This is a genomic window from Streptomyces sp. GB4-14 (assembly GCF_022696125.1).
Lineage (GTDB): Bacteria > Actinomycetota > Actinomycetes > Streptomycetales > Streptomycetaceae > Streptomyces > Streptomyces werraensis.
This window is the reverse complement of the sequence record NZ_RZHO01000002.1, coordinates 3,763,250-3,788,734: the sequence shown is the minus strand read 5'-3', so window position 1 is coordinate 3,788,734 and position 25,485 is coordinate 3,763,250. Positions and strand designations below refer to the sequence as shown.

Sequence of the window (25,485 nt, the reverse complement as noted above, 5' to 3'; positions counted from 1 at the left end):
GTGGGCGCGGGCCACTCCCACCGGCTCTACCGGCACGGCCACTCCCCCGTGCACGCGCTGCCGCCGCACACCAAACTCGCGGCGGTGCTCGCGTTCGTGATCGTGGTCGTGTCGACGCCGCGCGAGGCGATGTGGGCGTTCGCGGCGTACGCCGTGCTGCTCGCCGCGGTCGCGTACGCGGCGCGCGTACCGGCCGCCTTCCTGCTGAAGCGGCTGCTGATCGAGGTGCCGTTCGTCGCGTTCGCCGTGCTGCTGCCGTTCGTCGCCGAGGGCGAGCGGGTCGACGTCCTCGGGCTGTCGCTGAGCGTGAACGGCCTGTGGGGCGCCTGGAACGTGCTGGCCAAGGGCACCCTCGGGGTCGCCGCGTCCGTCCTGCTCGCCGCCACCACCGAACTGCGGGAGCTGCTGCACGGCCTCCAGCGGCTCAAACTGCCGCCGCTGCTGGTGCAGATCGCGTCCTTCATGGTCCGCTACGGCGACGTCATCACCGACGAGATGCGCCGGATGCGGATCGCCCGCGAGTCGCGGGGCTTCGAGGCGCGCGGGATACGGCACTGGGGTGTGCTCGCCAAGTCGGCGGGCGCGCTGTTCATCCGCTCCTACGAACGCGGCGAACGCGTCCACCTGGCGATGGTGAGCCGTGGCTACACCGGGGTCATGCCGGTGATCGACGAGGTGGCGGCGTCCCGGACGCAGTGGTCGTACGCGCTGGCCCTCCCCTGCGCCGCCCTCGTCGTGTGTCTGCTGGGATGGACCCTGTGAGTACTGCTTCCCTGGAGGTCTCCGGCCTCGCCTTCGCCTACCCCGACGGCCATCAGGCGCTGTTCGGCGTGGACTTCACCATCGGGCGCGGCGAGCGGGTCGCGCTGCTCGGGCCGAACGGCGCCGGCAAGACCACCCTCGTCCTGCACCTCAACGGCATCCTCACCGGCGGCGCGGGCACCGTGCGCGTGGCCGGCCTGGAGGTCGGCAGGCGGAACATGGCGGAGATCCGGCGCCGGGTCGGGATCGTCTTCCAGGACCCGGACGACCAGCTGTTCATGCCGACGGTGCGGGAGGACGTCGCGTTCGGTCCGGCGGCGGCCGGGCTGAAGGGGGCCGAGCTGGAGGCGCGCGTGGACCGGGCGCTGGAGCGGGTCGGCATGGCGGAGTTCAAGGACCGCCCGCCCCACCACCTCTCCTTCGGACAGCGGCGCCGGGTGGCGGTGGCGACCGTGCTCGCGATGGAGCCGGAGATCCTCGTCCTGGACGAGCCGTCCTCCAACCTCGACCCGGCGTCCCGCCGTGAACTCGCGGACATCCTGCGGTCGTTGGACGTCACCGTCCTGATGGTCACGCACGACCTGCCGTACGCGCTGGAGCTGTGCCCGCGCGCGCTGGTCCTCAGCGGCGGGGTGATCGCGGCGGACGGTCCGACGGGTGATCTGCTCGCCGACGAGGACCTGATGCGGGCGCACCGCCTGGAACTGCCGTACGGCTTCGACCCGCGTTCCGTGCCGGCGCCGCCCGGCCGTGGGTGACGAGCGCGCCGCGCCCTGGAATCGCAGGCGCGACGGCGTGGTTGCACCCACTGTCGCAGGCGAGTGGAAGGAACGACGAGACGTGGACGTCGAGGTGCACGGCACGGCGGCCGGCGGTTGGGAACCGGTCCGGGAGGCGTTCGCCCGGAACTTCGAGCGGCTCGGGGAGCGGGGAGCGGCGCTCGCCGTGTACCGGGACGGGCGCCGGGTCGTGGACCTGTGGGCCGGGACGAAGGACGTCGACGGCGACGCGCCCTGGCAGCGGGACACCGCGCAGGTCGTGCGGTCGGCGACGAAGGGCGTGGCGGCCGCCGCGGTGCTGATGCTCTACGAGCGGGGCCTGCTCGACCTGGACGCGCCGGTCGGCCGGTACTGGCCGGAGTTCAAGGCGCACGGCAAGGAGGGCGTGCTGGTCCGGCACGTCCTCGGGCACCGAGCCGGGCTGCCGGTGCTGGACCGTCCGCTGAGCTTCGCCGACGCCGCCGACCCGGTACGGGCCGCGGAGGCGGTCGCCGCGCAGGCCCCCGTGTGGGAGCCGGGCACGGACCACGGCTACCACGCGCTGACGTACGGCTGGCTGGTGGACGAGCTGGTGCGCCGGGTGACCGGCGAGGGCACCGGGGAGTGGATCGCGTCCGAGATCGCGGCCCCCCTCGGCCTGGACCTGTGGGTGGGCCTCCCGCCCTCCGAGGCGCACCGCGTCGGGCGGGCCGGCAAGGTCGAGGCGCCCGAGCCGCCGGGGGCGCTGCGCGCCCGTCCCAAGCGCTCGGTCACCGCCGCCTACGCCGACCCGGACTCCCTCACCCGCCGCGCCTTCGCCGCGATCGACCCGTCCCCGGACCACAACGACCCGGCGTTCCACGCGGCCGCCCTGCCCGCCGCCAACGGCATCGCCACGGCGGACGGGCTGGCCCGCTTCTACGCGTCACTCGTCGGCGCGGTCGACGGGGTGCGCCTGCTCTCCCCGGACACGGTGGAGCGCGCCCGCTCCGAGGAGTCGGCGGGCCCCGACCGGGTCCTGGTGGTCGGCACCCGCTTCGGGCTCGGCTACATGCTGCACGGCAGCGCCTCTCCGTTCCTGGCCCCGGGCTCCTTCGGGCACCCGGGCCGCGGCGGCTCCCTCGGCTTCGCCGATCCCGGGTCCGGCGTCGCCTTCGGCTATGTCACCAACGGCTTCCGTAAGACGGTCACCGCGGACCCCAGGGCGCAGGCTCTGATCCGTGCGGTGCGGGATTGCGTTCCCCGTTCCTAGACGTGGATCGGGTGGGAGACACGGCCGGACGCGTCGTCGATCTCGCGGTGCGCCTTGTCGAGCATCTGCATGGCGAGTTCGTTCAGGGCCCGGGCGCCGGCGATCTCCTCCCCGACCCGCGGCTGATTGGAGTCGGTGTAGTGCCGGGACGCGTGCCCGTGGGCGCGCACCTCGGACCCGTCGGGCAGCCTGACCATCGCGACCGCGCGGGTGTGCTGGTCGTCCTCCGCGAACTCCATCTCCACGTGCCATCCCACTGCGGTGTGCATCATGACGGATCACCTCCGGATTACCTCTCGTTCCAGGGTGCGCCTCCCGCCTGCGTGGCGCATGCGCCCGGCGGACGCGGGCGGACGTCGCTTTCCGGCCGGTGATCGGCACTTCACCACCAGTGGCGGCGAGGTGGGGATACCGTCACCGGGGCCCCGCCGACCACGGGGTCTTCACACCGCCCCCCCCCGGAGGCCCCGTGCGCCGCTGTTCTCCCGCCGCCGTCAGTGCCGCCGCGGCGGCACTGCTCCTGACCGGCTGCACCGGCGCGGACGCCCCGGAGCGTGCGGACACCCCGGCGCCCACCGGGCCCGCCGCCTCCCAGCCCGCCCTGGCCGTCCCGCGAGCCGCCGAGGTGCTCCTCCCCGAGACCTCCGGCACCGCGGGTGAACAGCTTCCGCGCTTCACCCCGCCTGAGGAGGCGTACACGCTCTACGCGGACTGCACCGGCACGGGCACGGTGACGATCGTCGACCGCTCCGCCGGCGGAGGCCGCCACCTCGTCCGCTGCAACGGGGTCACCACGGTCGGCGTCGTCCACACCCCCCGGGAGGCCCAGCACCTGGCGGTCCAGGTGACGAAGGGCCCCGCCACCTGGAGGCTCACCGTCGTCTCGGGTGTTCAGAAGGGATGAGGCCTTACGCCTCGCGTTCCCGTACGTCCACCAGCGTCGCGCCGGCGTGGGTGATCAGGTCCTTCGGGGGCATCGGGAAGACCGTGTAGGGGGTGCCTGCCGCGGCCCAGACCACGGGGTGGCCGAGGAGGGAGCGGTCGGCGAGGACGCGGGTGCGGGTGCGGTGGCCGAAGGGGGGTACGCCGCCGATGGCGTAGCCGGTGGTCTCGCGGACGACGTCGGCCTTGGCGCGGGTGACCCGCTCGGCGCCGAGTTCCTCGCGGACCCGCTCGAGGTCGACGCGGGACGCGCCGTCCATGAGGACCAGGACCGGGTCGCCGTCGGCGGCGAAGATCAGCGACTTGCAGATCTGGCTGAGCTCGCAGCCGATCGCGGCGGCGGCCTCGGCGGCGGTGCGGGTGGCGTCGGGGAAGCGGCGTACCTGGCCGGCCACGTCCCCCAGGCCCAGTTCCCGCAGGGCCTCGGCGAAACGGGGGTGGGCCGCCGAGCCCTCGGTGTCGGTGGCTGAGGTGGTCATGCGGGGCACCGTAACCGCCGGAACCCGGCGTCCGCGACCGCGTTCCGCGCCACGGACACCCACGAGGAAGCCGGTGAGGGCGCCCCGTCCCCACGGAGCCCTCACCGGCTGGTCGTGACCGTCCGGGCGGTCAGGCCCGGACGAGTTCCTTGTCCTCGTCGTCCTTGTCCGCGGCGCGGTCGTGCACGGCGAGGCTCTCGCCCTCGACGTCGACGTTGGGCAGCGCCCGGTCCAGCCACTTCGGCAGCCACCAGGCCTTGGCGCCGAGCAGCGCCAGGACGGCCGGGACGAGTGTCATGCGGACCACGAACGCGTCGAAGAGGACGGCGATCGCGAGGCCGAAGCCGATCATCTTGACCATGGAGTCGCTGGACCCGATGAACCCGGAGAACACCGCGATCATGATGACCGCCGCGGCGGTCACCACCCGGGCGCTGTACCGGAATCCGGTGACCACGGCCTGGGACGGCTTCTCGCCGTGGACGTGGGCCTCGCGGATGCGGGTCACGAGGAAGACCTCGTAGTCCATGGCCAGTCCGAAGACCACGCCGACCATGAAGATCGGCATCATCGACATGATCGGGCCGGTCTCCTCGACGCCCATCAGGCCGGACAGCCAGCCCCACTGGTAGACCGCGACGACCGCGCCGAGGGCCGCCAGCACCGAGAGCAGGAAGCCGAGGGCCGCCTTCAGCGGGACCAGGATCGAGCGGAACACCACGATCAGCAGCAGGAACGCGAGTCCGACCACCAGCACCAGGTACGGCACCAGCGCGTCGTTCAGCTTCTGCGACACGTCGATGTTCATCGCCGTGGCGCCGGTGACGAGGACGTCCGCGCCGGTGTCGTCCTTGATGCCGGCGCCCGCGGCCCGGATGTCGTGGACCAGGTCCTCGGTGGCGGCCGAGGACGGCTTGGCGTCCGGGATGACGGCGATCGTCGCGGTGTCGCCGGCCTTGTTGGGGGCCGCCGGGGCGACGTTCACGACGTTGTCGAGCGCCTTGATCTCGTCGCCGGCCTGCCGGAAGACGGCCTGCGGGTCGTCGCTGCCCTGGGCGTCGACCACGACCACCAGCGGGCCGTTGAAGCCGGGGCCGAAGCCGTCGGAGAGCAGGTCGTAGGCGCGGCGCTGGGTGGTGGACGTCGGCTGGGAGCCGTCGTCGGGCAGGCCCAGTTCCAGGGAGCCGGCCGGGACCGCGGCGGCGCCGAGGCCGACGATGCCGAGCAGCAGCACGGCCAGCGGACGGCGGACGACGAAGCTCGCCCAGCGGGTGCCCATGTTGGGCCTGTCCGCCTTGTCCTTGGCGCGTCCGCCGCCGAGCAGCTTGCTCTTCTCGCCCGCGGGGCGGACGCGGCGGCCGGCGTAGCCGAGCACGGCGGGGATGAGGGTGAGGGCGATGAGGACCGCGACGGCGACCGTGCCGGCGGCGGCGACGCCCATCTTCGTCAGCATCGGGATGTTGACGACGGACAGGCCGACCAGGGCGATGACGACGGTCAGGCCGGCGAAGACCACGGCGGAGCCCGCGGTGCCGACGGCCCGTCCGGCCGCCTCCTCGCGCTCGCGTCCCTCGGCCAGTTCGGCGCGGTAGCGGGAGACCACGAACAGGGCGTAGTCGATGCCGACCGCGAGGCCGATCATCGAGGCCAGGATGGAGGTGGTGGAGCCCAGGTCGAGCGTGCTCGCGAGCGCGGTGATGGTGGCGACGCCGATGCCCACGCCGACGATCGCGGTGAGCAGCGGCAGCCCGGCGGCGAGCAGCGAGCCGAGGGTGATGACCAGGACGACGGCGGCGACGCCGATGCCGATGATCTCCGCGGAGCCGGTCTCCGGGACGGCCTGGAGGGCGTCACCGCCGATCTCGACGGTCAGCCCCGAGTCGCGGGCGTCCTCGGCTGCGGCCTGCAGGGCCTCGCGGGAGGTCTCCTCCAGCTCCATGCCGGGGACCTTGTAGGTCACGGAGGCGTAGGCGATCGTGCCGTCCTGGCTGACGCCGCCGCCCTGGTACGGGTCGGAGACCTGGGCGACCTCGGCGCCGCCGGACAGCTCGTCGACGGTCTCCTGGACCGCCGCCTTGTTGCCGGGGTCGGTCATCTTCTGGCCGTCGGGCGCCTTGAAGACGACGCGGGCGGTGGCTCCGTCGGCGCTGGCGCCGGGGAACCGTTCGTCCAGCAGGTCGAAGGCCTTCTGGGCCTCGGTGCCGGGGATGGAGAAGGAGGAGTTTCCGGCGGCGGGCGCGCCGGCCGCGCCGGCGCCCGCGAGCGCCAGCAGCGCCACCCAGAAGAGGGCGACGACGTGCCGTTTCCGGAAGGAGAACCGGCCGAGTCGGTAGAGGAATGTGGCCACGAGGGCGTACTCCCGGTCAGTCGTGAGTGCTTCAGGGCAAGGTGGATCAGCCCGACGACGTGAGCGGTGACGTCAGGAGGTGGCTGACTGTGGGTGCCGGCGGTGGGGACCGTCAGCGGGGTGGGGCGACTCCGAGGGCGGGGAGCACCACGGCGTCGATGTACGAGATGAGGAACGCTTGCGTGGGCGGCTGCTCGTCGATCAGTGTCCGGGTGGCGAACGCCCCGACCAGCATGTGCACGATGTAGTCCAGCGCCGGGCAGTCGGCGCGGACCTCGCCCCGTCGGATCGCGCGGTCGACGATCCGGCGGAACTCCTCGACCTCCGGCTCCACCAGCAGTTCGCGGAGCGCCTGGCGGAGGTCGTCGTTCTGGTGCACCGCCATGGCGAGGGCCCGCATGAGGGCGACGTTCTGCGCCATGTCGCAGTCGTCCTCGCGGCCGATGATCGTGTGCAGGTCACCCCGCAGGGACCCGGTGTCCACGTCGGCGATGCCGCCGGGCTTCTGGCTGCGCATCGCCCGGACCACCAGCTCGGCCTTGCCGCCCCACTGGCGGTAGAGCGTGGCCTTGCTGGACCGGGTGCGGGCGGCCACGGCGTCCATGGTGAGGGCGTCGTAACCGACCTCACGGAGCAGGTCGAGCACGGCCCCGTACAGCTCGGCCTCGCGCTCGGGGGTGATCCGGCTGCGACGTGACGTCGCGATGTCACTCATGCCGACCACCTTTCCGCTCCGGGTCCCACCGCGTCAAAGAAACGACACGGTTTCGTACAAGAAGAAGGTACAACGCGCGAGTAGCGAAACGAAACCGTTTCGTACGTGGTGTGCGTCACGGTTGTCGGTTCGGCATAAGTTGCTGCGTCCCGTCCCCCGGAAAAGCATGGGGAGAGTGACCTATCTGCGTCTGCCGCACCTCAAGGACGACCTGCTGTGCTTCGTGGCGGAGGACGACCTCTGGCTCGCCCCGCTGGACGGACCGGGCCGCGCCTGGCGGATCACCGCCGACCGCACCAAGCTCGGCCACCCCCGCTTCTCCCCCGACGGCCGCCACATCGCGTACACGAGCTGGCGCAGCCTGGACCCCGAGGTGCACCTGGCGCCGGTGGACGGCGGCCCCGGGCGGCGGCTGACGTACTGGGGCAGCTCCGACACCCGGGTCTGCGGCTGGGCCCCGCCCGACGAGCAGGGGCACGCGTCGATCCTCGCCGTCACCTCGCACGGCGAGCCCTTCTCGTACTTCACCTGGGCCTACAAGCTCGGCCTCGACGGCAGCCCCGGGCGCAAGCTGCCCTGGGGCCCGGTCTCCGACATCCAGGTCGCCGACCTCGCGGGCGAGCGCAAGTCCTTGCTGCTCACCGGCACCCCGCCGCACGAACCGGCGTCCTGGAAGCGCTACCGGGGCGGCGCCACCGGCCGGCTCTGGCTGCACGGGCACCGTCTGCTGGAGGGGCTCGACGGCCATCTGCACTCGCCCATGTTCGTCGGCGGCCGGATCGCCTTCCTCTCCGACCACGAGGGCATCGACAACCTCTACTCCTGCGCCCACGACGGCACCGACTTGCGCCGCCACACCGACCACGACGCCTTCTACGCCCGGCACGCCTCCACCGACGGCGCCCGCGTCGTCTACCAGTGCGCCGGCGACCTGTGGATCGTCGACGACCTCTCGCCCGATTCCGAGCCGCGGCGGCTGGACGTACGGCTGAGCGGTCCGCGCTCCGGCCGGCGCCCCTACCAGGTGCCCGCCGCGGGGCACCTGGACGGTCTCTCCGTGGACGAGACCGGCCGGGCCAGCGCGGTCGCGGTACGCGGCAGCCTGTACTGGCTCACCCACCGCGACGGCCCCGCCCGCACCCTCACCGACACCCCTGGCGTCCGGGTGCGGCTGCCGGAGATGCTCGGCGAGGGCGGCCAGGTCGCGTACGTCACGGACGCCGAGGGCGAGGACGCCGTGGAGATCGCCTCGCTGCCCCGGGCCACCGGCCACCGTGCGCACCGCAGACTGGCCGCCGGGAAGCTGGGCCGGGTGCTGGAGATGGTCGCCGACCCCGAGGGGCAGCGGCTCGCGGTCGCCGCCCACGACGGGCGGCTGCTGCTGGTGGACACCGACGAGGCGACGGACGGGACGGCCGAGGAGGTCACCGAGCTGATCCACTCCGGCAACGGCCCGGTGCGCGACCTCGCCTTCTCCCCGGACGGCGCCTGGCTGGCCTGGTCCCATCCGGTGATCGGGCGGTCGCTGCGGCAGATCAAGCTCGCCCGGATCAAGGACCGGCTGGTCCTGGACGTCACAGGCGGCCGCTTCGAGGACGAGAACCCGGTCTTCACCCGCGACGGCCGCTATCTGGCGTTCCTGTCCTGGCGCGGCTTCGACCCGGTGTACGACGTCCACACCGGCGACCTGTCCTTCCCGCTGGGCTGCCGCCCGTACCTGGTGCCGCTGTCGTCGGCGACGCCCTCGCCGTTCGCGCTGAACCCGGAGGGGCGGCCCGCCGCCGGGGGGCTCGACCCGCTGGACGAGGAGGGCGAGGAGGGCGGCACGGTGACCGTGGAGGCGGAGGGCCTCGAGAGCAGGGTGACGCCCTTCCCGGTGGCCGCCTCCAAGTACTCGGGCCTGTGCCCGGTCGCGGGCTGCGGTCTTGTGTGGCTGCGCTGGCCGATCTCGGGCGCGCTGGGCGAGACGTTCGCCAACCCCGACGACACCACCGGCCGGCCCACCCTGGAGCACTTCGACGTCCCCAAGGCCAAGAAGTCCGAACTCGTCACCCACCTCGACTTCTTCGCGGTCAGCGGCGACGGCACCCGGCTGGTCGTGGTCGACGAGGGCGAGCTGCGCGCGGTGCCCGCCACCGAGCGGGGCGACGGCGACTCCACGGTGTGGATCGACCTGCGCCGCATCAAGCACGAGGCGGATCCGGCGGCCGAGTGGCGCCAGGCGTACGCGGAGGCGGGACGGCTGATCCGCGCCTACTTCTGGGAGCCGGACATGTGCGGCATCGACTGGGACGGGGTGCTGGAGCAGTACCGCCCGCTGGTCGAACGGGTCGCCTCCCCCGACGAGTTCGCCGACCTGCTGCGCGAGGTCCTCGGTGAACTGGGCACCTCGCACGCCTACGTCACCGCGGCCCGCCGCAACGAGGGGCCCCCGCACTACCAGCGGCGCCAGGGCCTGCTCGGCGCCAACCTGGTCCACCGCGACGCGGGGTGGACGGTGAGGCGGATCCTGCCCGGCGAATCCTCCGACTCCCGGGCCCGCTCCCCGCTAGCCGGCACCGGCATCCGCGAGGGCGCGGTCCTCACCCATGTCGACGGCCGCCCGGTGGACCCCGTGACCGGGCCGTACCCGCTGCTCGCGGCGGCGGGCGGCACCACGGTCGAGCTCACGTTCTCGCCCGAGGGCGAGGGTCCGCCCCGGCGGGTCGCGGTCGTCCCGCTGGTCGACGAGACGCCCCTGCGCTACCAGGACTGGGTGGCCAAACGGCGAGCCGTCGTACGCGAGTTGAGCGGCGGGCGCTGCGGGTATCTGCACATCCCCGACATGGGCGGCTCCGGCTGGGCGCAGTTCAACCGGGACGTGCGGATGGAGATGTCCCGGCCCGCGCTCATCGTGGACGTGCGCGGCAACGCGGGCGGGCACATCAGCGAACTCGTGGTGGAGAAGCTGACCCGCACCATCATCGGCTGGGACCTCACCCGCGACGCCCAGCCCGTGTCGTACGCCTCCAACGCGCCGCGCGGGCCCGTGGTCGCGCTGGCCGACGAGGCGACCAGCTCCGACGGCGACATGATCACCGCCGCGTTCAAACTGCTGAAGCTGGGCCCGGTGGTGGGGCAGCGCACCTGGGGCGGGGTGGTCGGCATGACCGGCCGGCACCGCCTCGGGGACGGCACGGTGATCACGGTGCCGATGAACGCGGCCTGGTTCGACGCGTACGGCTGGTCCGTGGAGAACCGGGGCGTCGACCCCGACCTGGAGGCGCTGCGCACCCCGCTGGACTGGGCCGAGGGCCGGCACGCGGTCCTGGACGACGCCGTACGGCTCGCACTGGACCTGCTGGAGGCCGAACCGCCCGCCTCGCCCCCGGGATACGCCGACGTGCCCGACCGTTCGCGTCCCAAGCTGCCGCCGCGCAGCCGCTGAGGGCGTGAGAAAGGGGTGCCCCCTTCGCCAGGGGCACCCCTTCCTACGGCACGTCACTGCCCGGGTGGGTCGACGTCAGACCTCGTGGTCCTGGTCGAAGCGCTCCTCGGACTCACGGCGACGCTGCGGGTCCTGCTCGTCGTCCCGACGGCGGCCGCGGTTCTGCAGCTGCTCCTTGCCCTGCTGGGCGCGCTGCTTGGCCTGCTGCTGGAACTGGCCGGCCTTCTCCTGCATCTGGTCCTTCATACCCATGTGGGTTCACTCCCGTTGTGGGGTGGGGGGAACTTGCCCGACCAGATTCACACGGGCGGTGACCCTGCGCATGTCGATCAGTCACGCACCGTAGCGCGGTGCTGTTCGTCGGCGCTGCCGCCCGCACCGACCAGGCCGATGCGCAGCCCGTCGAGCCGGCCGGCGAACCGCTTCATCTCCCGTTGCCCCACGGTGCCGATGAGGGCGGGCAGGTAGCCGCGGATGCCCTGCATGCCGCGCAGCCACGCCTGTCCGTAGACGTGCGCGGAACGCCGCTCGATGCCCGCGACGAGCCGGTCCACGGCCGGTCCGAGCGGGTACGTCTTGTTGGCCGGCCACGGCAGTCGCTGCCTCAACTCCCGCATGACGTCGTCCTGGTCGGCGCCGCGCACCATGTCGGTGTCGGTCCACGACAGGTAGCCGACGCCCACCTTGACGCCCCGGTGGGCGACTTCGGCGCGCAGCGCGTGCGCGTACGCCTCCACACCGGACTTGGAGGCGCAGTACGCCGTCATCATCGGCGCCGGGGTGATCGCGGCGAGGGACGCGATCTGCAGCAGGTAGCCGCGGCTCTCGACGAGCAGCGGCAGGAACGCCCGCGCGGTGACGGCCGATCCGATCAGGTTGACCTCGATCACGCGCCGCCAGGCGTCCGGGTCGGACTCGGTGAGCGGGCCGCCCGTCGCCACACCGGCGTTGGCGACCACGATGTCCACCCGGCCGAACCGCTCGCGCACCTCCGCGGCGACCCGGGCCATCGCCTCGTGGTCGGTGACGTCCGCGTACCAGTGGTCGCTGTCGCTGTGCAGCCGGGCGGAGACGTCCTTCAGCGCGTCCGGTTCGAGACCGACCAGTGCCACCTTCACGCCGCGCGCGGAGAGTTTGCGGGCGAGCAGCTCCCCGACCCCGCGCGCCGCGCCGGTGACGACGGCGACCTTTCCTTCGAGAATGACCCTGCTCATGCGTTCTCCTCGGCGGGTACGGGCGGCTGTTGGGCACTCACGTGGGCGGTGACGAGGTCCCGGATCCGCGCGGTGACCAGGTCGGGCGCCTCGACGGGGGTCATGTGGCCGACGCCGGGCAGTTCGGTGAGGCCGCGGCAGTCGGGCAGCGCGGCGGCGAGCGCGCGGGCGTGCACGGGCGGGGTGAGCCGGTCGGCGGTGCCGGCGACGATCTCCACGGGCACGTTCAACTCCCTCACGGCCGCGTCGAGGTCGAGCGTGGCGAGCACGTGCGACCAGGCGTGACGCACCGTGCGGGGGCAGGCGTGCACGATGCGGGCGCAGGCCTCCACCATGTCGGGCGCCGAGGCGGGGCCCATGGTCGCGTACTTGAGGATGCGCCGGGCGGCGGGGGTGACCGGGCCCAGCGGCGCGCGGCTGCCGAGGATGTGTCCGGTGATCCAGGTCCTGACCCGGCCGGGACGCAGCGGCAGCACCGTGGACTCGGGGACGAGCCGCGTGCTGCCCGTGCTGCACAGCAGGACGGCGGCGGCGTGCTCCCGGAAGGCGGGCCGGGCGGAGGCGGCCATCACCGTCATGCCGCCCATGGAGTGCCCGGCGATCACGGCGCGTTCGCCGGGGGCGAGGGTGGCGGTGAGGACGGCCTCGAGGTCGTCGGCGAGCGCGTCGGTGCTGCACGCGGGGCTCGCCGGGCTGCGTCCGTGGCCGCGCTGGTCGTAGGCGATCACCCGGTGGTCTGCGGCGAGTTCGCGGATCTGCGCGGCCCAGAAGGCGGTCGAGCAGGTCCAGCCGTGCGCGAGGACGACGGCGGGCGCGCCCTCGGGTCCGTGCACCTCGACGTGGACCGGGGCGCCGTCGGCGGAGGTGGCGGTCAGCTCGCGCCCGGGGGCGGGCGGGGCGTAGCGCCCGGTGGTGACGGGGGCCGGGCGGCTCATGCGGCCACCTCCGCGTTCTGCGCGCCGGTCCCGGGCCGTGCGTCGGCGGCGCGCAGCACGGCGTACTCGGCGAGGTCGACGCGGCGGGTGGCGCGCCGGAACTCGGCGGTGGTGCCGGGCCAGATGGTGGTGTTGCGGCCGCTCGCGTCGAGGTACCAGCTGGTGCAGCCGCCGGTGTTCCACACCGTGCGCTTCATCCGTTCCTGCACCCGGTGGTTCCAGGCGCGGACCGCGCTGGGGCGGGCGTCGAGGGCGACGCGGCCCCCGAGGACGTCGAGCTGGCGCAGGTAGTCGGCCATGTAGTTCAGCTGGGACTCGATCATCAGGATCATCGAGGAGTTCCCGAGGCCGGTGTTGGGGCCGATGATCGTCATCCAGTTGGGGAAGCCGGCCGCGGAGGCGCCGCGCAGCGCCTGCATGCCGCCCGACCACACCTCCGCGAGGGTCTTGCCCTCGGGGCCGACGACCCGCTCGGCGATCGGCATGTCGGTGACGTGGAAGCCGGTGGAGAAGACGATGGCGTCGGCCTCGGTCTCGGTGCCGTCGGCGGCGACCAGGGTCGAGCCGCGCACCTCGGTCAGCCCGCTCGCGACGACGTCCACGTTGGGCTGCGCGAGGGCCGGGTAGTACGTGCTGGACAGCAGGATCCGCTTGCAGCCGATGCGGTAGTCGGGGGTGAGCTTGGCCCGCAGCGCCGGGTCCTTGACGGCCCGCGCCATGTTCCGCCTGGCGAGCTGCTCGACGAAGCCGAGCTCGCCCGGGTGCTTGGTGAACGCCTGCACCTGGAGCTCGCGGATGCCCCACAGCATCCCGCGGCGCAGCTTGGTGGTGAAGGGCAGCGCCCGGTGCACGGCGCGTTCGGCCGCCCCGATGGGCCGGTCCATGCGGGGCAGCACCCAGGCGGGGGTGCGCTGGAAGAGGGTGAGCCTCTCCACCTGCGGCTGGATCGACGGGACGATCTGGATCGCGGAGGCGCCGGTGCCGATCACGGCGACCCGCTTGCCGCGCAGGTCGTAGTCGTGGTCCCAGCGGGCGGAGTGGAACACCTTGCCGGGGAAGGTGTCGAGGCCGGGCACGTCCGGCAGCTTGGGCTCGGACAGGGGCCCGGTGGCGGAGACGACGACGTCCGCGCTCCAGTTGCCGCCGGTGGTCTCGATGTCCCAGCGCAGCCGCTCGGCGTCCCAGGTCATCCGCTTCACCTCGGCGTTGAAGCGGAGGTGCGGGCGCAGCCCGAAGGTGTCGGTGACGCGCTCCAGGTAGGCGCGGATGTGCTCCTGCCCGGAGAAGGAGCGCGGCCAGTCGGGGTTGGGCGCGAAGGAGAAGGAGTACAGGTGGGAGGGCACGTCGCAGGCGCACCCCGGGTAGCTGTTGTCGCGCCAGGTGCCGCCGACGCTGCCGGCCCGCTCCAGGACGACGAAGTCCGTGATCCCCTCGCGGCGCAGCCGTACGGCGGCCCCGAGTCCGCCGAATCCCGACCCGATCACCGCGACCCGTACATGCTCGTGCTCGGCCATCCCAAAGCCTCCGCGCATCACTCAGAACCATGCCAGTGAACACTGGCGCAATGGGGAGCGTAGAGCAGTGGCGTACTCATGGGTAGGGGGTGTGCGAGGAAAGTTACCGGCGGTACGACCTAGGGTTCAGATGTGGCAGACGACAGCGAGACACCCACGGGGCGGCGCGAGTACCGCATGGAGGAGCTGGCGCGGCGCGCCGGCATCACCGTGCGCACGCTCCGCTTCTACCGCGAGCGCAAACTGCTCCCGCCGCCCCGCCGCGAGGGCCGCATCGCCTGGTACGACGACCACCACCTGGCCCGCCTGCGCACCATCACGGCGCTGCTGGAGCGCGGCCACACGCTGAACGGCATAGCCGAGCTGGCCGAGGCCTTCGACAACGGCCGCGGCGTCGGCGACCTGCTCGGCATGGAGGTCCCCACCGAGGAGACCCCGGTGCGCCTCACCCCCGAGGAACTCGCCGACCACTTCGCCGGCGAGGTCACCCCGGAGAACCTGGCCGCCGCCCTGGACCTCGGCTATCTCGGCGTCGACGGCGAGGAGATCGTCCACATCAGCCGCCGTCTGCTGGAGGTGTCGTCCGCGCTGGTCCGCGAGGGCATCCCGCTCGGCGAGGTGCTCCGTACCGGCGCGGAGGTCCGCACCCACGCCGACGCTCTCGCCGACCTCTTCGCCGGCCTGATCCTCCGCCACGCCCCGGAGGAGACCCTCCACCGCCTGCGCCCGCTGGCCCGCAGCGTGGTCGACGCGGAGCTGTCGCTGGCGCTCGACCGGAGACTGCGGAAGCGGGACTGAGCCGAGCCGAGGGCCCGGGGCGCCTTCCCGGCCGTCAGACCCCGGCCACCTCCGCCTGCCAGAGCGGGCTGGCGCAGTAGTGGTTGTCGTACCGCTCGGAACTGGCCTTGATGTCCTCGACGTCGGCCTCCCCCCGGTACACGCGCTCCAGCAGACGGTAGTAGTCGAAGCGGTCCATGCCGGGAGTGAAGGTGACCAGCACGTCGGCCTCCTGGTCCCGCGCGGGGGCGAAGGCGTGCGGCAGCCGGGGCGGCACCGTCACGAGGTCGCCCGTCCGAAGGGTGACGATCCGGTCGCCCAGCAGCACACGCAGGCTCCCGCCGAGCACGAAGAACATCTCGGTCGCCCGGGTGTGGAAGTGCGCGGGCGCGCCGGGAGAGCCCTTGCGCAGGGTGGCACGGTTGACCGTCAGTGCCCCCTGGGTCCCGTCGGAGTCGGCGAGCAGGGTGATGAGGCTCGCGGCCCCGTCCTGCAGCGTCTCGGCGGAGCCGGCGCGGACGAGGACGGGACGGGCGGACGCGTTCGCGGCGTTCTCGGACACAGGGTTCTCCTCGGCGTGGTCGGGACGGTGCGGCAAGGGGGAGCGGCGCCGCGCGGATCCGGTGCGGACCGGCCCCGGGCCCCGGCGTCACGCCGGTCCCCGTTTCCCCGTGACCACCACGCTAGGCGGCACAATGACCCTGCGTAGGGTGCATTCCCGTGACGAATTCATGGGTCAATCACGCCGGGCGCACCGGCAGCGACCTTCATCTGGACCTGGACCTGGACCCGGCCGGAGGCGGCAGCCGTCGCGCCGTCCTCGGCCGTGCGCTGCGTGAGGCGATCAGGGAGGGGCGACTGGCCCCGGGCACCCGGCTCCCTCCCTACCGGTCGCTCGCCGCCGACCTCGGACTGGCCCGCAACACCGTCGCCGAGACCTACGCCGAACTCGTCGCCGAGGGCTGGCTGGTCGCCCGTCAGGGATCGGGAACGAGGGTGGCGCCCGGAGCCAGGCCGGCCGCTGCCCCGCGCGGTCCCGAGACCGTGCCGGCCACGTGGCAACCACCCGCCCACGACCTGCGGCAGGGTCTGCCCGACGTCGCCTCCTTCCCCCGTACGGCCTGGCTGGCCTCCGCCCGGCGGGCGCTGAACACGGCGCCCCACGAGGCGTTCGGGCCCGGTGATCCCCGCGGACGGCCGGAACTGCGGCGCGCCCTCGCCGGATACCTCTCCCGTGTGCGGGGCGTCCGCGCCCGCCCCGGGACGATCGTCGTGTGCTCCGGCGTCGCCCACGCCCTGCGCCTGCTCTTCGAGGGAAAGGTGGTGCGCGGTCCCCTGGCCGTGGAGTCCTACGGACTGCCGTTCCACCGGTCGCTCCTGGAGGCGGCACGGGTCCGGACCGTGCCGCTGACACTCGACGAACACGGCGCCCGCACCGAGGAGTTGGCCGCACTGAAGGGCGTACGGGCGGCCCTGCTCACCCCCGCCCACCAGTTCCCCACCGGGGGAGCGCTCCGTCCCGAGCGGCGGACCGCCGCGGTGAACTGGGCGCGAGCGGCCGGGGGCGTACGGCTGGAGGACGACTACGACGGGGAGTTCCGTTACGACCGGGAGCCGGTGGGCGCCGTCCAGGGACTGGACCCGCAGCACGTCGTGTACCTGGGTTCGCTCAGCAAGAGCCTCTCCCCCGCGCTGAGGCTGGGCTGGATGGTGCTGCCGGAGCACCTGGTGGAGCCCGTGCTGCGTGCCAAGGGGGAGCGTGAGGCGTGGGCGGGGGTCACTGATCAGCTGACCCTCGCCGATTTCATCGAGTCGGGCCACTACGACCGTCACGTCCGCCGGACCCGGCAGCGGTACCGGCAGCGGAGGGACCGTCTGGTCGCGCTCCTCGCCCGCCGGGCACCGCACGTCAAGCCCACGGGTGTCGCCGCGGGCCTGCACGCGGTGCTGAACCTGCCGCCCGGCACCGAACGGTCCGTCGCCGAGGCCGCGGCCCGGCAGCGCGTCGCGGTGGACCCGCTCGCCGGTTTCCGGCACCCGGCGGCCACCATGCCCGCCCGCGACGGCCTGGTCGTCGGCTACGCCGCGCCCCCCGACCACGGTCTCGGACCCGCGTTCGACGCTCTCTGCGGCATCTTGCCTCCCCCACCGGACGGGGGCTGACGGCCACGGCCGCCCGGGCCGGCCGCAGGCGTGGCGGGATCACGCACCGGCCCCCACGTACCCGGTGGGTCGCCGCCCGTGGGGCGCCTACCCGTAGACGACCGTCACCGGCGCGTGGTCCGACCAGCGTTCGGCGTGGGTGGCCGCGCGTTCCACCTAGGCCTTCACCGCGCGGCCGGCGAGCCCCGGGGTGGCCATCTGGTAGTCGATGCGCCAGCCCGTGTCGTTGTCGAAGGCGCGGCCCCGGTACGACCACCACGAGTAGGGGCCGTCGACGTCCGGGTGCAGGGCGCGCACCACGTCGACGTAGCCGCCGTCGTCCGGGGCGAGGACGCGGGAGAGCCATTCCCGCTCCTCGGGCAGGAAACCGGAGTTCTTGGTGTTGCCGCGCCAGTTCTTCAGGTCGGCCTTCTCGTGCGCGATGTTCCAGTCGCCGCAGACGACGACCTCGCGCCCGTCGGCGGCGGCCTTCTCCCGCAGCTCCTTGAGGTATGCGAGGAACTCGTCCATGAAGCGGACCTTCTCGTCCTGCCGCTCCGTGCCGACCTCGCCGGACGGCAGGTACAGCGAGGCGACCGTCACACCGGGCAGGTCCGCCTCGACGTACCGTCCGCTGCCGTCGAACTCCGCCGAGCCGAAGCCGATCCGCACCCGCTCGGGCTCGCGCCGGGTGTACAGGGAGACGCCCGCGCGTCCCTTGGCGGCGGCCGGCGCGTGCACCACGTGCCAACCCTGGGGCTCCCGCACCGTCTCCGGCAGCTGCGCCGCCTCGGCCCGCACCTCCTGGAGGCACAGCACATCGGCGGAGGTCCCGGCGAGCCACTCCACGAAGCCCTTCTTGGCGGCGGCGCGGAGTCCGTTGACGTTGGCAGAGGTCACAGTGAGCACCAGGGCACGATACGACACGCGCAGGTCCGGGCATGTTTTACGGTAATCGTCATGGAAATCCGCCCGGTCCCCTACGACCACCCCGACGCCGTGAAGCTGGACGCCGCCGTCCAGGCCGAGTACGACATCCGCTACGGCGACGGCGGCGACGCCACCCCCATGGACCCCGCGGACTTCCGTCCCCCCAACGGCATCTACCTGATCGCCTACGACGCGCTCGGCGTCCCGGTCGCCTCCGGCGGCTGGCGCGTCCAGGACGCCAACGAGGAGGGCAACCGGGACGGCGACGCCGAGCTGAAGCGCATGTACGTCGTCGAGGACATGCGCGGCCGCGGTCTCGCCCGCCGCATCCTCGCCGCCCTGGAGGAGGACGCCCGCGCCGCCGGCCGCGTCCGCATGGTCCTGGAGACCGGCACCAAGCAGCCGGAGGCCATCGCCCTGTACACCTCCAGCGGCTACGAGCCCTGCGAGAAGTTCGGCTACTACCGCTTCCACGAGGAGAGCCTCTGCTACGCGAAGAAGCTGTAGCACACCTTCGGGTCAGGTGTGCCGGTGCACCTTGTCGGCGATCCGCCAGCCCGCGCCGTGCGGGCCGGCAGGAACACGTCGGTGAAGGCGCCGGCGCCGTGCCGCAGCGTCATGGGCGCCGTCGCGACGCTGCCGTGGACGTCGACGCCGTCGATCCGCCGACGCCCGGCCGCTTCGTCCGCGGCCGGGCGCCCCGGGAAGAGGCCGCGGTACTCGTCCAGGGACCAGGAGACGAACACCCCGTCGAGCAGCGCAAGAACGTCACCGCCACGTCGTTCAGCGCCTTCGACGGGCCGCTGGACGTGAGGCCCCCGGACCAGGCCGAGGAGCTGCACATGGGCGGCACCGGCTGACGGTCGCGGAACAAGTCGAAGCCCCGGCCGGGTGAACCCGGCCGGGGCTTCGTTGCGTGGACCTGAGGGGATTTGAACCCCTGGCCCCCTCGATGCGAACGAGGTGCGCTACCGGACTGCGCCACAGGCCCTTGCAACGAGTGAAACTTTAGCATCCCGATCGGGGTGCTCAAAAATCCGTTGGCCGGGTGCTACTCGTTCGCGGCCTTGGGACGGTCGCCGTCCTCGTACTGGTCGAACAGCGGGGTGCGTCCGCGCTCGCGGGAGCGGCGGGCGGAGGCGGCGCGACGGGCGTCGGTGCGGCCGCCGTCCGCGTCCCGGTCGTCGGCCGCCGGCGGCTCCGGCTCCTCGGTCGCCGCCTGCGTCTTCTCGGCCGGCACGGCGCTGGAGCGGGCGGAGCTCCAGGTGTCCGGGGCGCCGAGGTCGACGTCGCCGGAGGCGCGCGGCGCGACCGGGGCCGTCACGTACGTGGGGAGCGGGACGGGGACCGGGTCCCAGCTGTCACCGCCCTGGCAGGGCCGCCGGCTGCGCTCGCGCTGCTGGTCGACCCACTCGGCGTGGTCGGTCTGCTCGACCAGCGCGCGCCGGTCCGCGGCGAGCGCGGACAGACCCGGGTCGGTGCCGGCGCCGGCTTCCGGGCCCTCCGGTTCGTCCGGGTCGGCCTCGTCGACGACGGGACGGCGGCGGGGCCGCCGCTCGCGCAGCCGTTGCGCCGCGGCCTCGGCCTGGCGGCGGTCCATCTGGTAGGCGAACCGGCGGCGCTCCTGGGAGCGCAGGTAGGCGATGTAGGCGCTGAGCAGCACGGCGGGCACGCCCGGCGCCCAGAGGAACGCCAGCCCGCCGACCGCGGCGACGACCGCGCCGAGCGTGAAGGCGAGGAACAGCATCGTGATGGTGCGCCGGCGGCGCGCGAGGACCTTCGAGCGCCGGGCGCGCTCGGCGGCGGCCTGCGCGCTGCGGTCCCGGCGGGCGAGGTCCGGGGAGCGGCGCGCGGCGGGGACGCGGCCCTGCGCGGCGGGGTCGCGGAAGGCGGCCGGTTCGCCCCGGCCGGCAGTCCGCTCGTCGAGCGGGGCGGCCTCCTCGGGCGCGTGCGGTTCGCCGCGTTCCTGCGGGGCCGGCCCGCCGCGGCCCGGTTCCGGACGCTCGTCCAGGAGGGGCGGTACGGGCACCTGGGTCTGCGGACGGGTCTGGGACACGGCGAAGGCCCGGACGTCCACCGAGTCGGTGATCGCATCCGGGTCGTGGACGCCCTGCTCCCCCTCGTCGGCGGAGCGCGCCCGCAGGTCCTTGGCGTACCGGCGCTCCATGCCCGCCCGTCCGGACAGCAGCCGGATGGCGGTGCTGAAGCGTTCCGTCGGACGTGCCTCGTTCAGCTCGTCCTGCCTACGGAGCCACATCGGCACCAAGTAGGCGGCCCAGGCCCCGACGATGACTGCGTAGATGAGGCCGCTGCTGCTCACGTCTCACACCGTAGAGGGGTTTGCACGGGGCCATAGGCCAATTGGGCCGGTGTGTCGCACGATCTGGCTGATATTTCGAACTTTTCTTGTGATGGATGCGATCGGACAGTCGCCGGATCCCGGTAATTGCCGGTTCCGAGTCGGTCGTCCCGCACCGCAATTCGAACGTATATTCAATTAGTGGGGCCGTGCTGGATTCCGTGGTCGCGCTGTTCGCGTCCGGGCAGCTCATGGCCCGACCGCTCCCGCGCGCGGGCGCGGCGCCAGCGGGAGAGTAGACCGTCCGGGACTTCTTCCGCGGTGAGCGCGAACACGAGATGGTCGCGCCACGCGCCGTCGATGTGGAGATAGCGCGGGCGCAGCCCTTCCTCGCGGAATCCGAGTTTCTCCACGACCCTGCGGCTGGGGCCGTTCTCGGGGCGAATGCAGACCTCGATGCGGTGCAGTCCGACGGTGCGGAAACAGTGGTCGACGGCCATCGCGACGGACGTGGGCACCACGCCCCGTCCGGCGACGGCCTCGTCCACCCAGTAGCCGATGTGCCCGGAGCACATGGAGCCCCAGGTGATCCCGGCGACCGTCAACTGTCCGACCAGGCGCCCCTGGTACTCGATGACGAACGGCAGCATGCGGCCCGCGCTCGCCTCGGAGCGCAGGTGGCGCACCATCTGCCGGTAGGTGGGGCGGTGGGTGACGGGGCCGCTGGGCGTGGGCGGCGGGATGGTCGCCTCCCAGGGCCGCAGCCAGTCGCGGTTGCGGCGGTTCACCTCGCGCCAGGCCTTCTGGTCGCGCAGCTTTATCGGCCGGAGGACGATGTCGCCGTCCACCAGCTCCACGGGCCAGTACGGGGTGTTCAGCGCGCACCCCCGTCGTCGGCGTCCGGACGGGGATGGTCCCCGCCGCGCAGCTGGTCCACCGCGTGCCTCAACAGCGGCTCCAGGACGGCGAGACCGTCCTTCACCCCGCCGCTCGACCCGGGGAGGTTGACGATCAGCGAGGTGCCCGCGACGCCGGCGAGGCCGCGGGAGAGGGCGGCGGTGGGCACCTTGTCCCGGCCGTACGCGCGGATGGCCTCGGCGATGCCGGGGACCTCGCGGTCGATCACCCGGCGGGTGGCCTCGGGGGTGCGGTCGGTGGGCGAGATGCCGGTGCCGCCGGTGGTGACGACGACGTCGTACCCGGCGTCGGCGGCCGCGCGCAGGGCGGCCTCCACGGGGTCGCCGTCGGGGACCACCTGGGGGCCGTCGACGGCGAAGCCGAACCGCTTCAGACCCTCGGCGATCAGCGGGCCGCCCGTGTCCTGGTAGACGCCTGCGGCGGCGCGGTTGGACGCCGTGACGACGAGGGCCCGGTACGGGGTCGCGGGGTGCGTCATGACCGGCTCCAGTCGCCCGACTTGCCGCCCGTCTTCTCCTCCACCCGCACGTCCGTGATGACCGCCTCCTTGTCGACCGCCTTGACCATGTCGATCACGGTGAGCGCGGCCACGGACACGGCGGTGAGGGCTTCCATCTCGACGCCCGTGCGGTCCGTCGTCCGTACGGTCGCCGCGATCTCCACGGCGTCGTCCGCGACCGACAGGTCCAGTTTCACACCGGACAGCGCCAAGGGGTGACACAGCGGGATGAGGTCGGGGGTGCGTTTGGCGCCCATGATGCCCGCGATGCGCGCGGTGGCGAGCGCGTCGCCCTTGGGCACGCCCTCGCCGCGCAGCAGCTCGACCACGCGCGGCGCGACGAGCACGCGGCCGGTGGCGCGTGCGGTGCGCGCGGTGACGTCCTTGGCGGACACGTCGACCATGCGGGCGGCGCCCGCCTCGTCGATGTGGGTCAGACGGGACTGGTCGTCGGTGGGTCCGGGGGTGTCCCCCCGGGAAGGCACGGTCATGATGGTGTGGCGCTCCCGGTCCTGGCCCGTCGCGGTGCGGGGCGCGGGCCTGCTGTGCGCGACACGGTACCGCCAACGGGCGCTGCTCAGCCGAGCAGGACCACCTCGACCTCGGTGCCCGGCGCCACGTCCTGGACGTCCTCGGGGACGACGACGAGCGCGTTCGCCCGGGCGAGGGCGGCGACCAGATGCGATCCGGCGCCGCCGACGGGCGTGACGACGCCGTCGGCGTACCGGCCGCGCAGGAACTGGCGGCGGCCCTTCGGCGAGGTCAGTGCCTTCTCGGCCCTCAGCTCGGCGCGCACGCGCGGCCGGTGGACGTCCTCGAGCCCCATCAGGGCGCGGATGGCGGGGCGGACGAACAGCTCGAAGGAGACGTAGGAGGAGACCGGGTTGCCGGGGAGGGCGAGCAGCGGGGTGTGGTCGGGGCCGATGGAACCGAAGCCCTGCGGCTTGCCCGGCTGCATGGCGAGCTTGCGGAACTCCACGCCGCTGCCGGGCTCGTCCTCGTCGCCCGCGTGCGAGAGCGCCTCCTTGACGACGTCGTACGCCCCGACGCTCACGCCGCCGGAGGTGACCATCAGGTCGGCGCGGACGAGCTGGTCCTCGATGGTGTCGCGGAGGGTCTCGGCGTCGTCGGCGACGGCGCCGACGCGGTAGGCGATGGCGCCGGCGTCGCGGGCGGCGGCGGTGAGGGCGAAGCTGTTGGAGTCGTAGATCTGGCCGGGGCGCAGCGGCTCGTCGGGCTGGACGAGTTCGCTGCCGGTGGAGAGGACCACCACGCGCGGGCGCGGGCGCACCCGGACCGTGCCGCGGCCGACGGCGGCGAGGAGGGAGATCTGCGGCGGGCCGAGGACGGTGCCGGCCTCCAGGACGCGGTCGCCGGCCCGTACGTCGCTGCCCTGGGCGCGCACGTGCGCGCCGGCGGGCGCGGGGCGGTAGACGCTGACCTGTCCGGTGGCGCCCTCGGGGGCGAGGCTGCGGGCGCGCATCCCGGCGACGGGGCCCTCGCCGAGTCCGCCGTCGGTCCACTCGACGGGGACGACGGTCTCGGCGCCGGGCGGGAGCGGGGCGCCGGTCATGATGCGCGCGGCCTGCCCGGGCCCGACGTGCAGGGGGTCGGCCGCGCCGGCCGCGACGTCGCCGACGACCTCGAGGGAGGCCGGGTACTCCTCGCTCGCGCCGGCGATGTCCGCGACCCGCACCGCGTAGCCGTCCATCGAGCTGTTGTCGAAGGGGGGCAGGGAGACCGGGACCGTGATGTCCTCGACGAGGACGCAGCCCTGTGCGTCGAGCAGGTTCAGCTCGATGGGTTCGAGCGGGCGGACGGTCGCGAGGATGTCGTCCAGGTGCTCGTCCACCGACCAGAGGTGGTCCGGTTCTGCGGTGCGGGGCGCGGCGCTGCTCAACGTTGCTGCATCTCCTCGGTGACGAATCGCTGGAGCCAGGTCCGGAAGTCCGGTCCCAGGTCCTCACGTTCGCACGCGAGACGGACAATGGCACGCAGGTAGTCCCCGCGGTCGCCGGTGTCATAGCGGCGGCCCTGGAAGATGACGCCGTGCACCGGTCCGCCGAGCGTGGCGTCCGCGGCGAGCTGCTGGAGGGCGTCGGTCAGCTGGATCTCGCCGCCGCGGCCGGGCTCGGTCTTGCTCAGCACGTCGAAGACGGCCGGGTCGAGGACGTAGCGGCCGATGATGGCGTAGTGAGAGGGCGCCTCCTCGCGGGAGGGCTTCTCGACCAGGCCGCTGAGCCGCACGACGTCGGCGTCGGTGGTGGCCTCGACGGCGGCGGAGCCGTAGAGGTGGATCTGCTCGGGGGCCACCTCCATCAGCGCGACGACGCTGCCGCCGTGCTCCTGCTGCACCTCGATCATGCGCTGGAGCAGCGGGTCGCGCGGGTCGATCAGGTCGTCGCCGAGGAGGACGGCGAAAGGCTCGTCGCCGACGTGCGGGGCGGCGCACAGCACGGCGTGGCCGAGGCCCTTGGGGTCGCCCTGGCGGACGTAGTGCATGGTGGCGAGGTCGCTGGACTCCTGGACCTTGGCGAGACGTTCGCCGTCGCCCTTCTTCTCGAGCGCGGACTCGAGTTCGTAGTTGCGGTCGAAGTGGTCCTCGAGCGGGCGCTTGTTGCGGCCCGTGACCATGAGGACGTCGTCGAGGCCGGCGGCGACGGCCTCTTCGACCACGTACTGGATCGCCGGCTTGTCGACCACCGGCAGCATCTCCTTGGGCGTGGCCTTGGTGGCCGGCAGGAACCGGGTGCCGAGGCCGGCGGCGGGGATGACAGCCTTGCTGATCCGCGGGTGTGACTGAGACATGAGCGACACCCTAGCCGGTGTCTTTGTACTGAATCTGTGACTCCGCTGAAAAAATGCTCATATGAGCACATTATGACCGTACGGGAATCGACTTGAGACAGAACCAGGGCCAGCCCGAACCTGACAAGCGCACGCGGCGGCGCGAAGTCCTCCAGGCGAGGAACGGATTGACGGCCGATGACGTTCAGGGGCACGCCGCCGCCCTGGCCCGCCGGGCGCTCGCGCTGCCCGAGCTGGCCGGGGCCCGCACGGTGGCCGCGTACGTCTCCGTGGGAAGCGAACCGGGCACGCCGGCGCTGCTGGACGCGCTGCGCGCCCGGGGCGTGCGGGTGCTGCTGCCCGCGCTGCTGCCCGACAACGACCTGGCGTGGGGCGTGTACCGGGGCCCGGACTCCCTGCTGCCCGCGCGTCACGGCGGCGGGCGGATGACGCTGCTCGAGCCCGCCGGGGAGCGGCTGGGGCCCGATGCCGTGACGGAGGCGGACGCCGTGCTGCTGCCCGGTCTCTCGGTGGACACCCGCGGAATGCGCCTGGGCCGCGGCGGCGGCTCCTACGACCGTGTCCTCGCCCGCTTGGAGCGGGCGCGGGTGCGTCCGGCGCTGGTGGTGCTGCTGTACGACTGGGAGGTCGTGGAGCGGGTGCCGGAGGAGCCGCACGACCGGCCGGTGGACGCGGTGGTGACCCCGTCCGGGGTGCGGCGGTTCGGCCGGCCCGCCCCGGAGGCCTGAGAGACGCGGGCCGGCCTCCACGCGCGCGTGGAGGCCGGC

Annotated in this window: 25 protein-coding genes, 1 tRNA gene and 1 pseudogene; 9 read left to right on the top strand and 18 right to left on the bottom strand. The window is 73.3% G+C overall.

Annotated features, from left to right (window positions below):
* The 3 genes from cbiQ (at position 1) to ELQ39_RS18745 (ending at position 2,772) form a co-directional block, all read left to right on the top strand.
* The gene (gene cbiQ, locus ELQ39_RS18755) at positions 1–762 is read left to right on the top strand and encodes a cobalt ECF transporter T component CbiQ (RefSeq protein WP_225629025.1); all 762 of its coding nucleotides are present in this window, start codon (positions 1–3) and stop codon (positions 760–762) included.
* A complete protein-coding gene (locus ELQ39_RS18750; RefSeq protein ID WP_190002820.1) occupies positions 750–1,520 on the top strand; it encodes an ATP-binding cassette domain-containing protein in 771 nt (256 codons plus the stop codon). Before cbiQ ends, ELQ39_RS18750 begins: the two co-directional genes overlap by 13 nt.
* 82 nt (positions 1,521–1,602) lie before the next feature.
* Positions 1,603–2,772 (top strand): serine hydrolase domain-containing protein, encoded by a 1,170-nt coding sequence (locus ELQ39_RS18745; RefSeq protein ID WP_242592928.1) that lies wholly within the window; start codon positions 1,603–1,605, stop codon positions 2,770–2,772.
* On the opposite strand, the gene ELQ39_RS18740 is transcribed toward ELQ39_RS18745, so the two are convergent.
* A complete protein-coding gene (locus ELQ39_RS18740; RefSeq protein ID WP_190002822.1) occupies positions 2,769–3,044 on the bottom strand; it encodes a DUF1876 domain-containing protein in 276 nt (91 codons plus the stop codon). The genes ELQ39_RS18745 and ELQ39_RS18740 overlap by 4 nt on opposite strands.
* 197 nt (positions 3,045–3,241) lie before the next feature.
* On the opposite strand from ELQ39_RS18740, the gene ELQ39_RS18735 reads away from it, so the two are divergent.
* Entirely contained in the window at positions 3,242–3,676 is a 435-nt protein-coding gene (locus ELQ39_RS18735) for a hypothetical protein (RefSeq protein ID WP_242592926.1), read from the top strand.
* Between the two features lie 4 nt (positions 3,677–3,680).
* On the opposite strand, the gene ELQ39_RS18730 is transcribed toward ELQ39_RS18735, so the two are convergent.
* The 3 genes from ELQ39_RS18730 to ELQ39_RS18720 all read right to left on the bottom strand — a co-directional run bounded on the left by ELQ39_RS18730 (position 3,681) and on the right by ELQ39_RS18720 (position 7,255).
* Positions 3,681–4,193: a YbaK/EbsC family protein gene (locus ELQ39_RS18730; RefSeq protein ID WP_242592923.1), complete on the bottom strand. Its 513-nt coding sequence runs from the start codon at positions 4,191–4,193 to the stop codon at positions 3,681–3,683.
* Between the two features lie 130 nt (positions 4,194–4,323).
* Positions 4,324–6,540, bottom strand: coding sequence for an MMPL family transporter (locus ELQ39_RS18725; RefSeq protein ID WP_242592922.1), 2,217 nt, complete (start codon positions 6,538–6,540; stop codon positions 4,324–4,326).
* A 112-nt stretch (positions 6,541–6,652) separates the two neighbouring features.
* Entirely contained in the window at positions 6,653–7,255 is a 603-nt protein-coding gene (locus ELQ39_RS18720; RefSeq protein ID WP_033277398.1) for a TetR/AcrR family transcriptional regulator, read from the bottom strand.
* A gap of 175 nt (positions 7,256–7,430) precedes the next feature.
* On the opposite strand from ELQ39_RS18720, the gene ELQ39_RS18715 reads away from it, so the two are divergent.
* Positions 7,431–10,682 (top strand): S41 family peptidase, encoded by a 3,252-nt coding sequence (locus tag ELQ39_RS18715; protein ID WP_242592919.1) that lies wholly within the window; start codon positions 7,431–7,433, stop codon positions 10,680–10,682.
* Between the two features lie 75 nt (positions 10,683–10,757).
* On the opposite strand, the gene ELQ39_RS18710 is transcribed toward ELQ39_RS18715, so the two are convergent.
* From ELQ39_RS18710 to ELQ39_RS18695, 4 genes are all read right to left on the bottom strand, one after another.
* Positions 10,758–10,934 carry a hypothetical protein gene (locus ELQ39_RS18710; protein WP_167338231.1) on the bottom strand — a complete coding sequence of 59 codons (177 nt, stop codon included), beginning with the start codon at positions 10,932–10,934 and terminating at the stop codon, positions 10,758–10,760.
* A gap of 77 nt (positions 10,935–11,011) precedes the next feature.
* On the bottom strand, positions 11,012–11,896 hold the full coding sequence (locus ELQ39_RS18705) for an SDR family oxidoreductase (RefSeq protein WP_242592917.1): 885 nt from the start codon (positions 11,894–11,896) through the stop codon (positions 11,012–11,014).
* Entirely contained in the window at positions 11,893–12,831 is a 939-nt protein-coding gene (locus ELQ39_RS18700) for an alpha/beta fold hydrolase (protein WP_242592915.1), read from the bottom strand. The genes ELQ39_RS18705 and ELQ39_RS18700 overlap by 4 nt, the downstream gene beginning before the upstream one ends.
* Positions 12,828–14,345: a flavin-containing monooxygenase gene (locus ELQ39_RS18695; RefSeq protein ID WP_190002831.1), complete on the bottom strand. Its 1,518-nt coding sequence runs from the start codon at positions 14,343–14,345 to the stop codon at positions 12,828–12,830. The genes ELQ39_RS18700 and ELQ39_RS18695 overlap by 4 nt, the downstream gene beginning before the upstream one ends.
* A gap of 177 nt (positions 14,346–14,522) precedes the next feature.
* On the opposite strand from ELQ39_RS18695, the gene ELQ39_RS18690 reads away from it, so the two are divergent.
* Positions 14,523–15,143, top strand: a complete 621-nt coding sequence (locus tag ELQ39_RS18690; RefSeq protein WP_190003094.1) for a MerR family transcriptional regulator — start codon at positions 14,523–14,525, stop codon at positions 15,141–15,143.
* A gap of 34 nt (positions 15,144–15,177) precedes the next feature.
* On the opposite strand, the gene ELQ39_RS18685 is transcribed toward ELQ39_RS18690, so the two are convergent.
* Positions 15,178–15,684 carry a cupin domain-containing protein gene (locus tag ELQ39_RS18685; RefSeq protein ID WP_190002832.1) on the bottom strand — a complete coding sequence of 169 codons (507 nt, stop codon included), beginning with the start codon at positions 15,682–15,684 and terminating at the stop codon, positions 15,178–15,180.
* A 158-nt stretch (positions 15,685–15,842) separates the two neighbouring features.
* Here ELQ39_RS18685 and pdxR point away from each other — a divergent pair, with 158 nt between their 5' ends.
* Positions 15,843–17,285, top strand: a complete 1,443-nt coding sequence (gene pdxR, locus ELQ39_RS18680; protein WP_242592913.1) for a MocR-like pyridoxine biosynthesis transcription factor PdxR — start codon at positions 15,843–15,845, stop codon at positions 17,283–17,285.
* Between the two features lie 87 nt (positions 17,286–17,372).
* On the opposite strand, the pseudogene ELQ39_RS18675 reads toward pdxR, so the two are convergent.
* Positions 17,373–18,173: pseudogene (locus ELQ39_RS18675) on the bottom strand (exodeoxyribonuclease III).
* Between the two features lie 51 nt (positions 18,174–18,224).
* Between ELQ39_RS18675 and ELQ39_RS18670 the strand changes: the two are divergent.
* Positions 18,225–18,701, top strand: coding sequence for a GNAT family N-acetyltransferase (locus ELQ39_RS18670; RefSeq protein WP_242592911.1), 477 nt, complete (start codon positions 18,225–18,227; stop codon positions 18,699–18,701).
* Here ELQ39_RS18670 and ELQ39_RS18665 read toward each other — a convergent pair.
* The 8 genes from ELQ39_RS18665 to galU form a co-directional block, all read right to left on the bottom strand.
* Positions 18,683–18,940, bottom strand: a complete 258-nt coding sequence (locus tag ELQ39_RS18665; protein ID WP_337663040.1) for a nuclear transport factor 2 family protein — start codon at positions 18,938–18,940, stop codon at positions 18,683–18,685. The two genes, ELQ39_RS18670 and ELQ39_RS18665, sit on opposite strands and share 19 nt — an antisense overlap.
* Before the next feature lie 171 nt (positions 18,941–19,111).
* Positions 19,112–19,185 (bottom strand) — tRNA-Ala (locus ELQ39_RS18660).
* Positions 19,186–19,245: 60 nt separating this feature from the next.
* Positions 19,246–20,514: a divisome protein SepX/GlpR gene (gene sepX, locus ELQ39_RS18655; protein WP_242592909.1), complete on the bottom strand. Its 1,269-nt coding sequence runs from the start codon at positions 20,512–20,514 to the stop codon at positions 19,246–19,248.
* Between the two features lie 173 nt (positions 20,515–20,687).
* Positions 20,688–21,350: a GNAT family N-acetyltransferase gene (locus tag ELQ39_RS18650; RefSeq protein ID WP_242592907.1), complete on the bottom strand. Its 663-nt coding sequence runs from the start codon at positions 21,348–21,350 to the stop codon at positions 20,688–20,690.
* A 17-nt stretch (positions 21,351–21,367) separates the two neighbouring features.
* Positions 21,368–21,889, bottom strand: coding sequence for a MogA/MoaB family molybdenum cofactor biosynthesis protein (locus ELQ39_RS18645; RefSeq protein WP_242592905.1), 522 nt, complete (start codon positions 21,887–21,889; stop codon positions 21,368–21,370).
* Positions 21,886–22,401 (bottom strand): cyclic pyranopterin monophosphate synthase MoaC, encoded by a 516-nt coding sequence (moaC, locus tag ELQ39_RS18640; protein WP_190002840.1) that lies wholly within the window; start codon positions 22,399–22,401, stop codon positions 21,886–21,888. The genes ELQ39_RS18645 and moaC overlap by 4 nt, the downstream gene beginning before the upstream one ends.
* A gap of 86 nt (positions 22,402–22,487) precedes the next feature.
* Positions 22,488–23,810 carry a molybdotransferase-like divisome protein Glp gene (gene glp / locus ELQ39_RS18635; protein ID WP_242592903.1) on the bottom strand — a complete coding sequence of 441 codons (1,323 nt, stop codon included), beginning with the start codon at positions 23,808–23,810 and terminating at the stop codon, positions 22,488–22,490.
* Positions 23,807–24,718: a UTP--glucose-1-phosphate uridylyltransferase GalU gene (gene galU / locus ELQ39_RS18630; RefSeq protein ID WP_037640074.1), complete on the bottom strand. Its 912-nt coding sequence runs from the start codon at positions 24,716–24,718 to the stop codon at positions 23,807–23,809. The genes glp and galU overlap by 4 nt, the downstream gene beginning before the upstream one ends.
* Before the next feature lie 92 nt (positions 24,719–24,810).
* Here galU and ELQ39_RS18625 point away from each other — a divergent pair, with 92 nt between their 5' ends.
* Complete coding sequence (locus tag ELQ39_RS18625) at positions 24,811–25,446, top strand: 5-formyltetrahydrofolate cyclo-ligase (protein ID WP_277994702.1); 636 nt, start codon at positions 24,811–24,813, stop codon at positions 25,444–25,446.
* Positions 25,447–25,485 lie beyond the last annotated feature (39 nt).

Bases quoted from the DNA above. Each gene is read 5' to 3' on its own strand.
- ELQ39_RS18750 (WP_190002820.1), top strand. From the start codon at position 750: ATGGACCCTGTGAGTACTGCTTCCCTGGAGGTCTCCGGCCTCGCCTTC.
- ELQ39_RS18645 (WP_242592905.1), bottom strand. From the start codon at position 21,889: ATGACGCACCCCGCGACCCCGTACCGGGCCCTCGTCGTCACGGCGTCC.
- ELQ39_RS18690 (WP_190003094.1), top strand. From the start codon at position 14,523: ATGGAGGAGCTGGCGCGGCGCGCCGGCATCACCGTGCGCACGCTCCGC.
- ELQ39_RS18720 (WP_033277398.1), bottom strand. From the start codon at position 7,255: ATGAGTGACATCGCGACGTCACGTCGCAGCCGGATCACCCCCGAGCGC.
- ELQ39_RS18705 (WP_242592917.1), bottom strand. From the start codon at position 11,896: ATGAGCAGGGTCATTCTCGAAGGAAAGGTCGCCGTCGTCACCGGCGCG.
- ELQ39_RS18700 (WP_242592915.1), bottom strand. From the start codon at position 12,831: ATGAGCCGCCCGGCCCCCGTCACCACCGGGCGCTACGCCCCGCCCGCC.
- galU (WP_037640074.1), bottom strand. From the start codon at position 24,718: ATGTCTCAGTCACACCCGCGGATCAGCAAGGCTGTCATCCCCGCCGCC.
- moaC (WP_190002840.1), bottom strand. From the start codon at position 22,401: ATGACCGTGCCTTCCCGGGGGGACACCCCCGGACCCACCGACGACCAG.
- ELQ39_RS18670 (WP_242592911.1), top strand. From the start codon at position 18,225: ATGGAAATCCGCCCGGTCCCCTACGACCACCCCGACGCCGTGAAGCTG.
- ELQ39_RS18695 (WP_190002831.1), bottom strand. From the start codon at position 14,345: ATGGCCGAGCACGAGCATGTACGGGTCGCGGTGATCGGGTCGGGATTC.
- ELQ39_RS18730 (WP_242592923.1), bottom strand. From the start codon at position 4,193: ATGACCACCTCAGCCACCGACACCGAGGGCTCGGCGGCCCACCCCCGT.
- ELQ39_RS18740 (WP_190002822.1), bottom strand. From the start codon at position 3,044: ATGATGCACACCGCAGTGGGATGGCACGTGGAGATGGAGTTCGCGGAG.
- ELQ39_RS18710 (WP_167338231.1), bottom strand. From the start codon at position 10,934: ATGGGTATGAAGGACCAGATGCAGGAGAAGGCCGGCCAGTTCCAGCAG.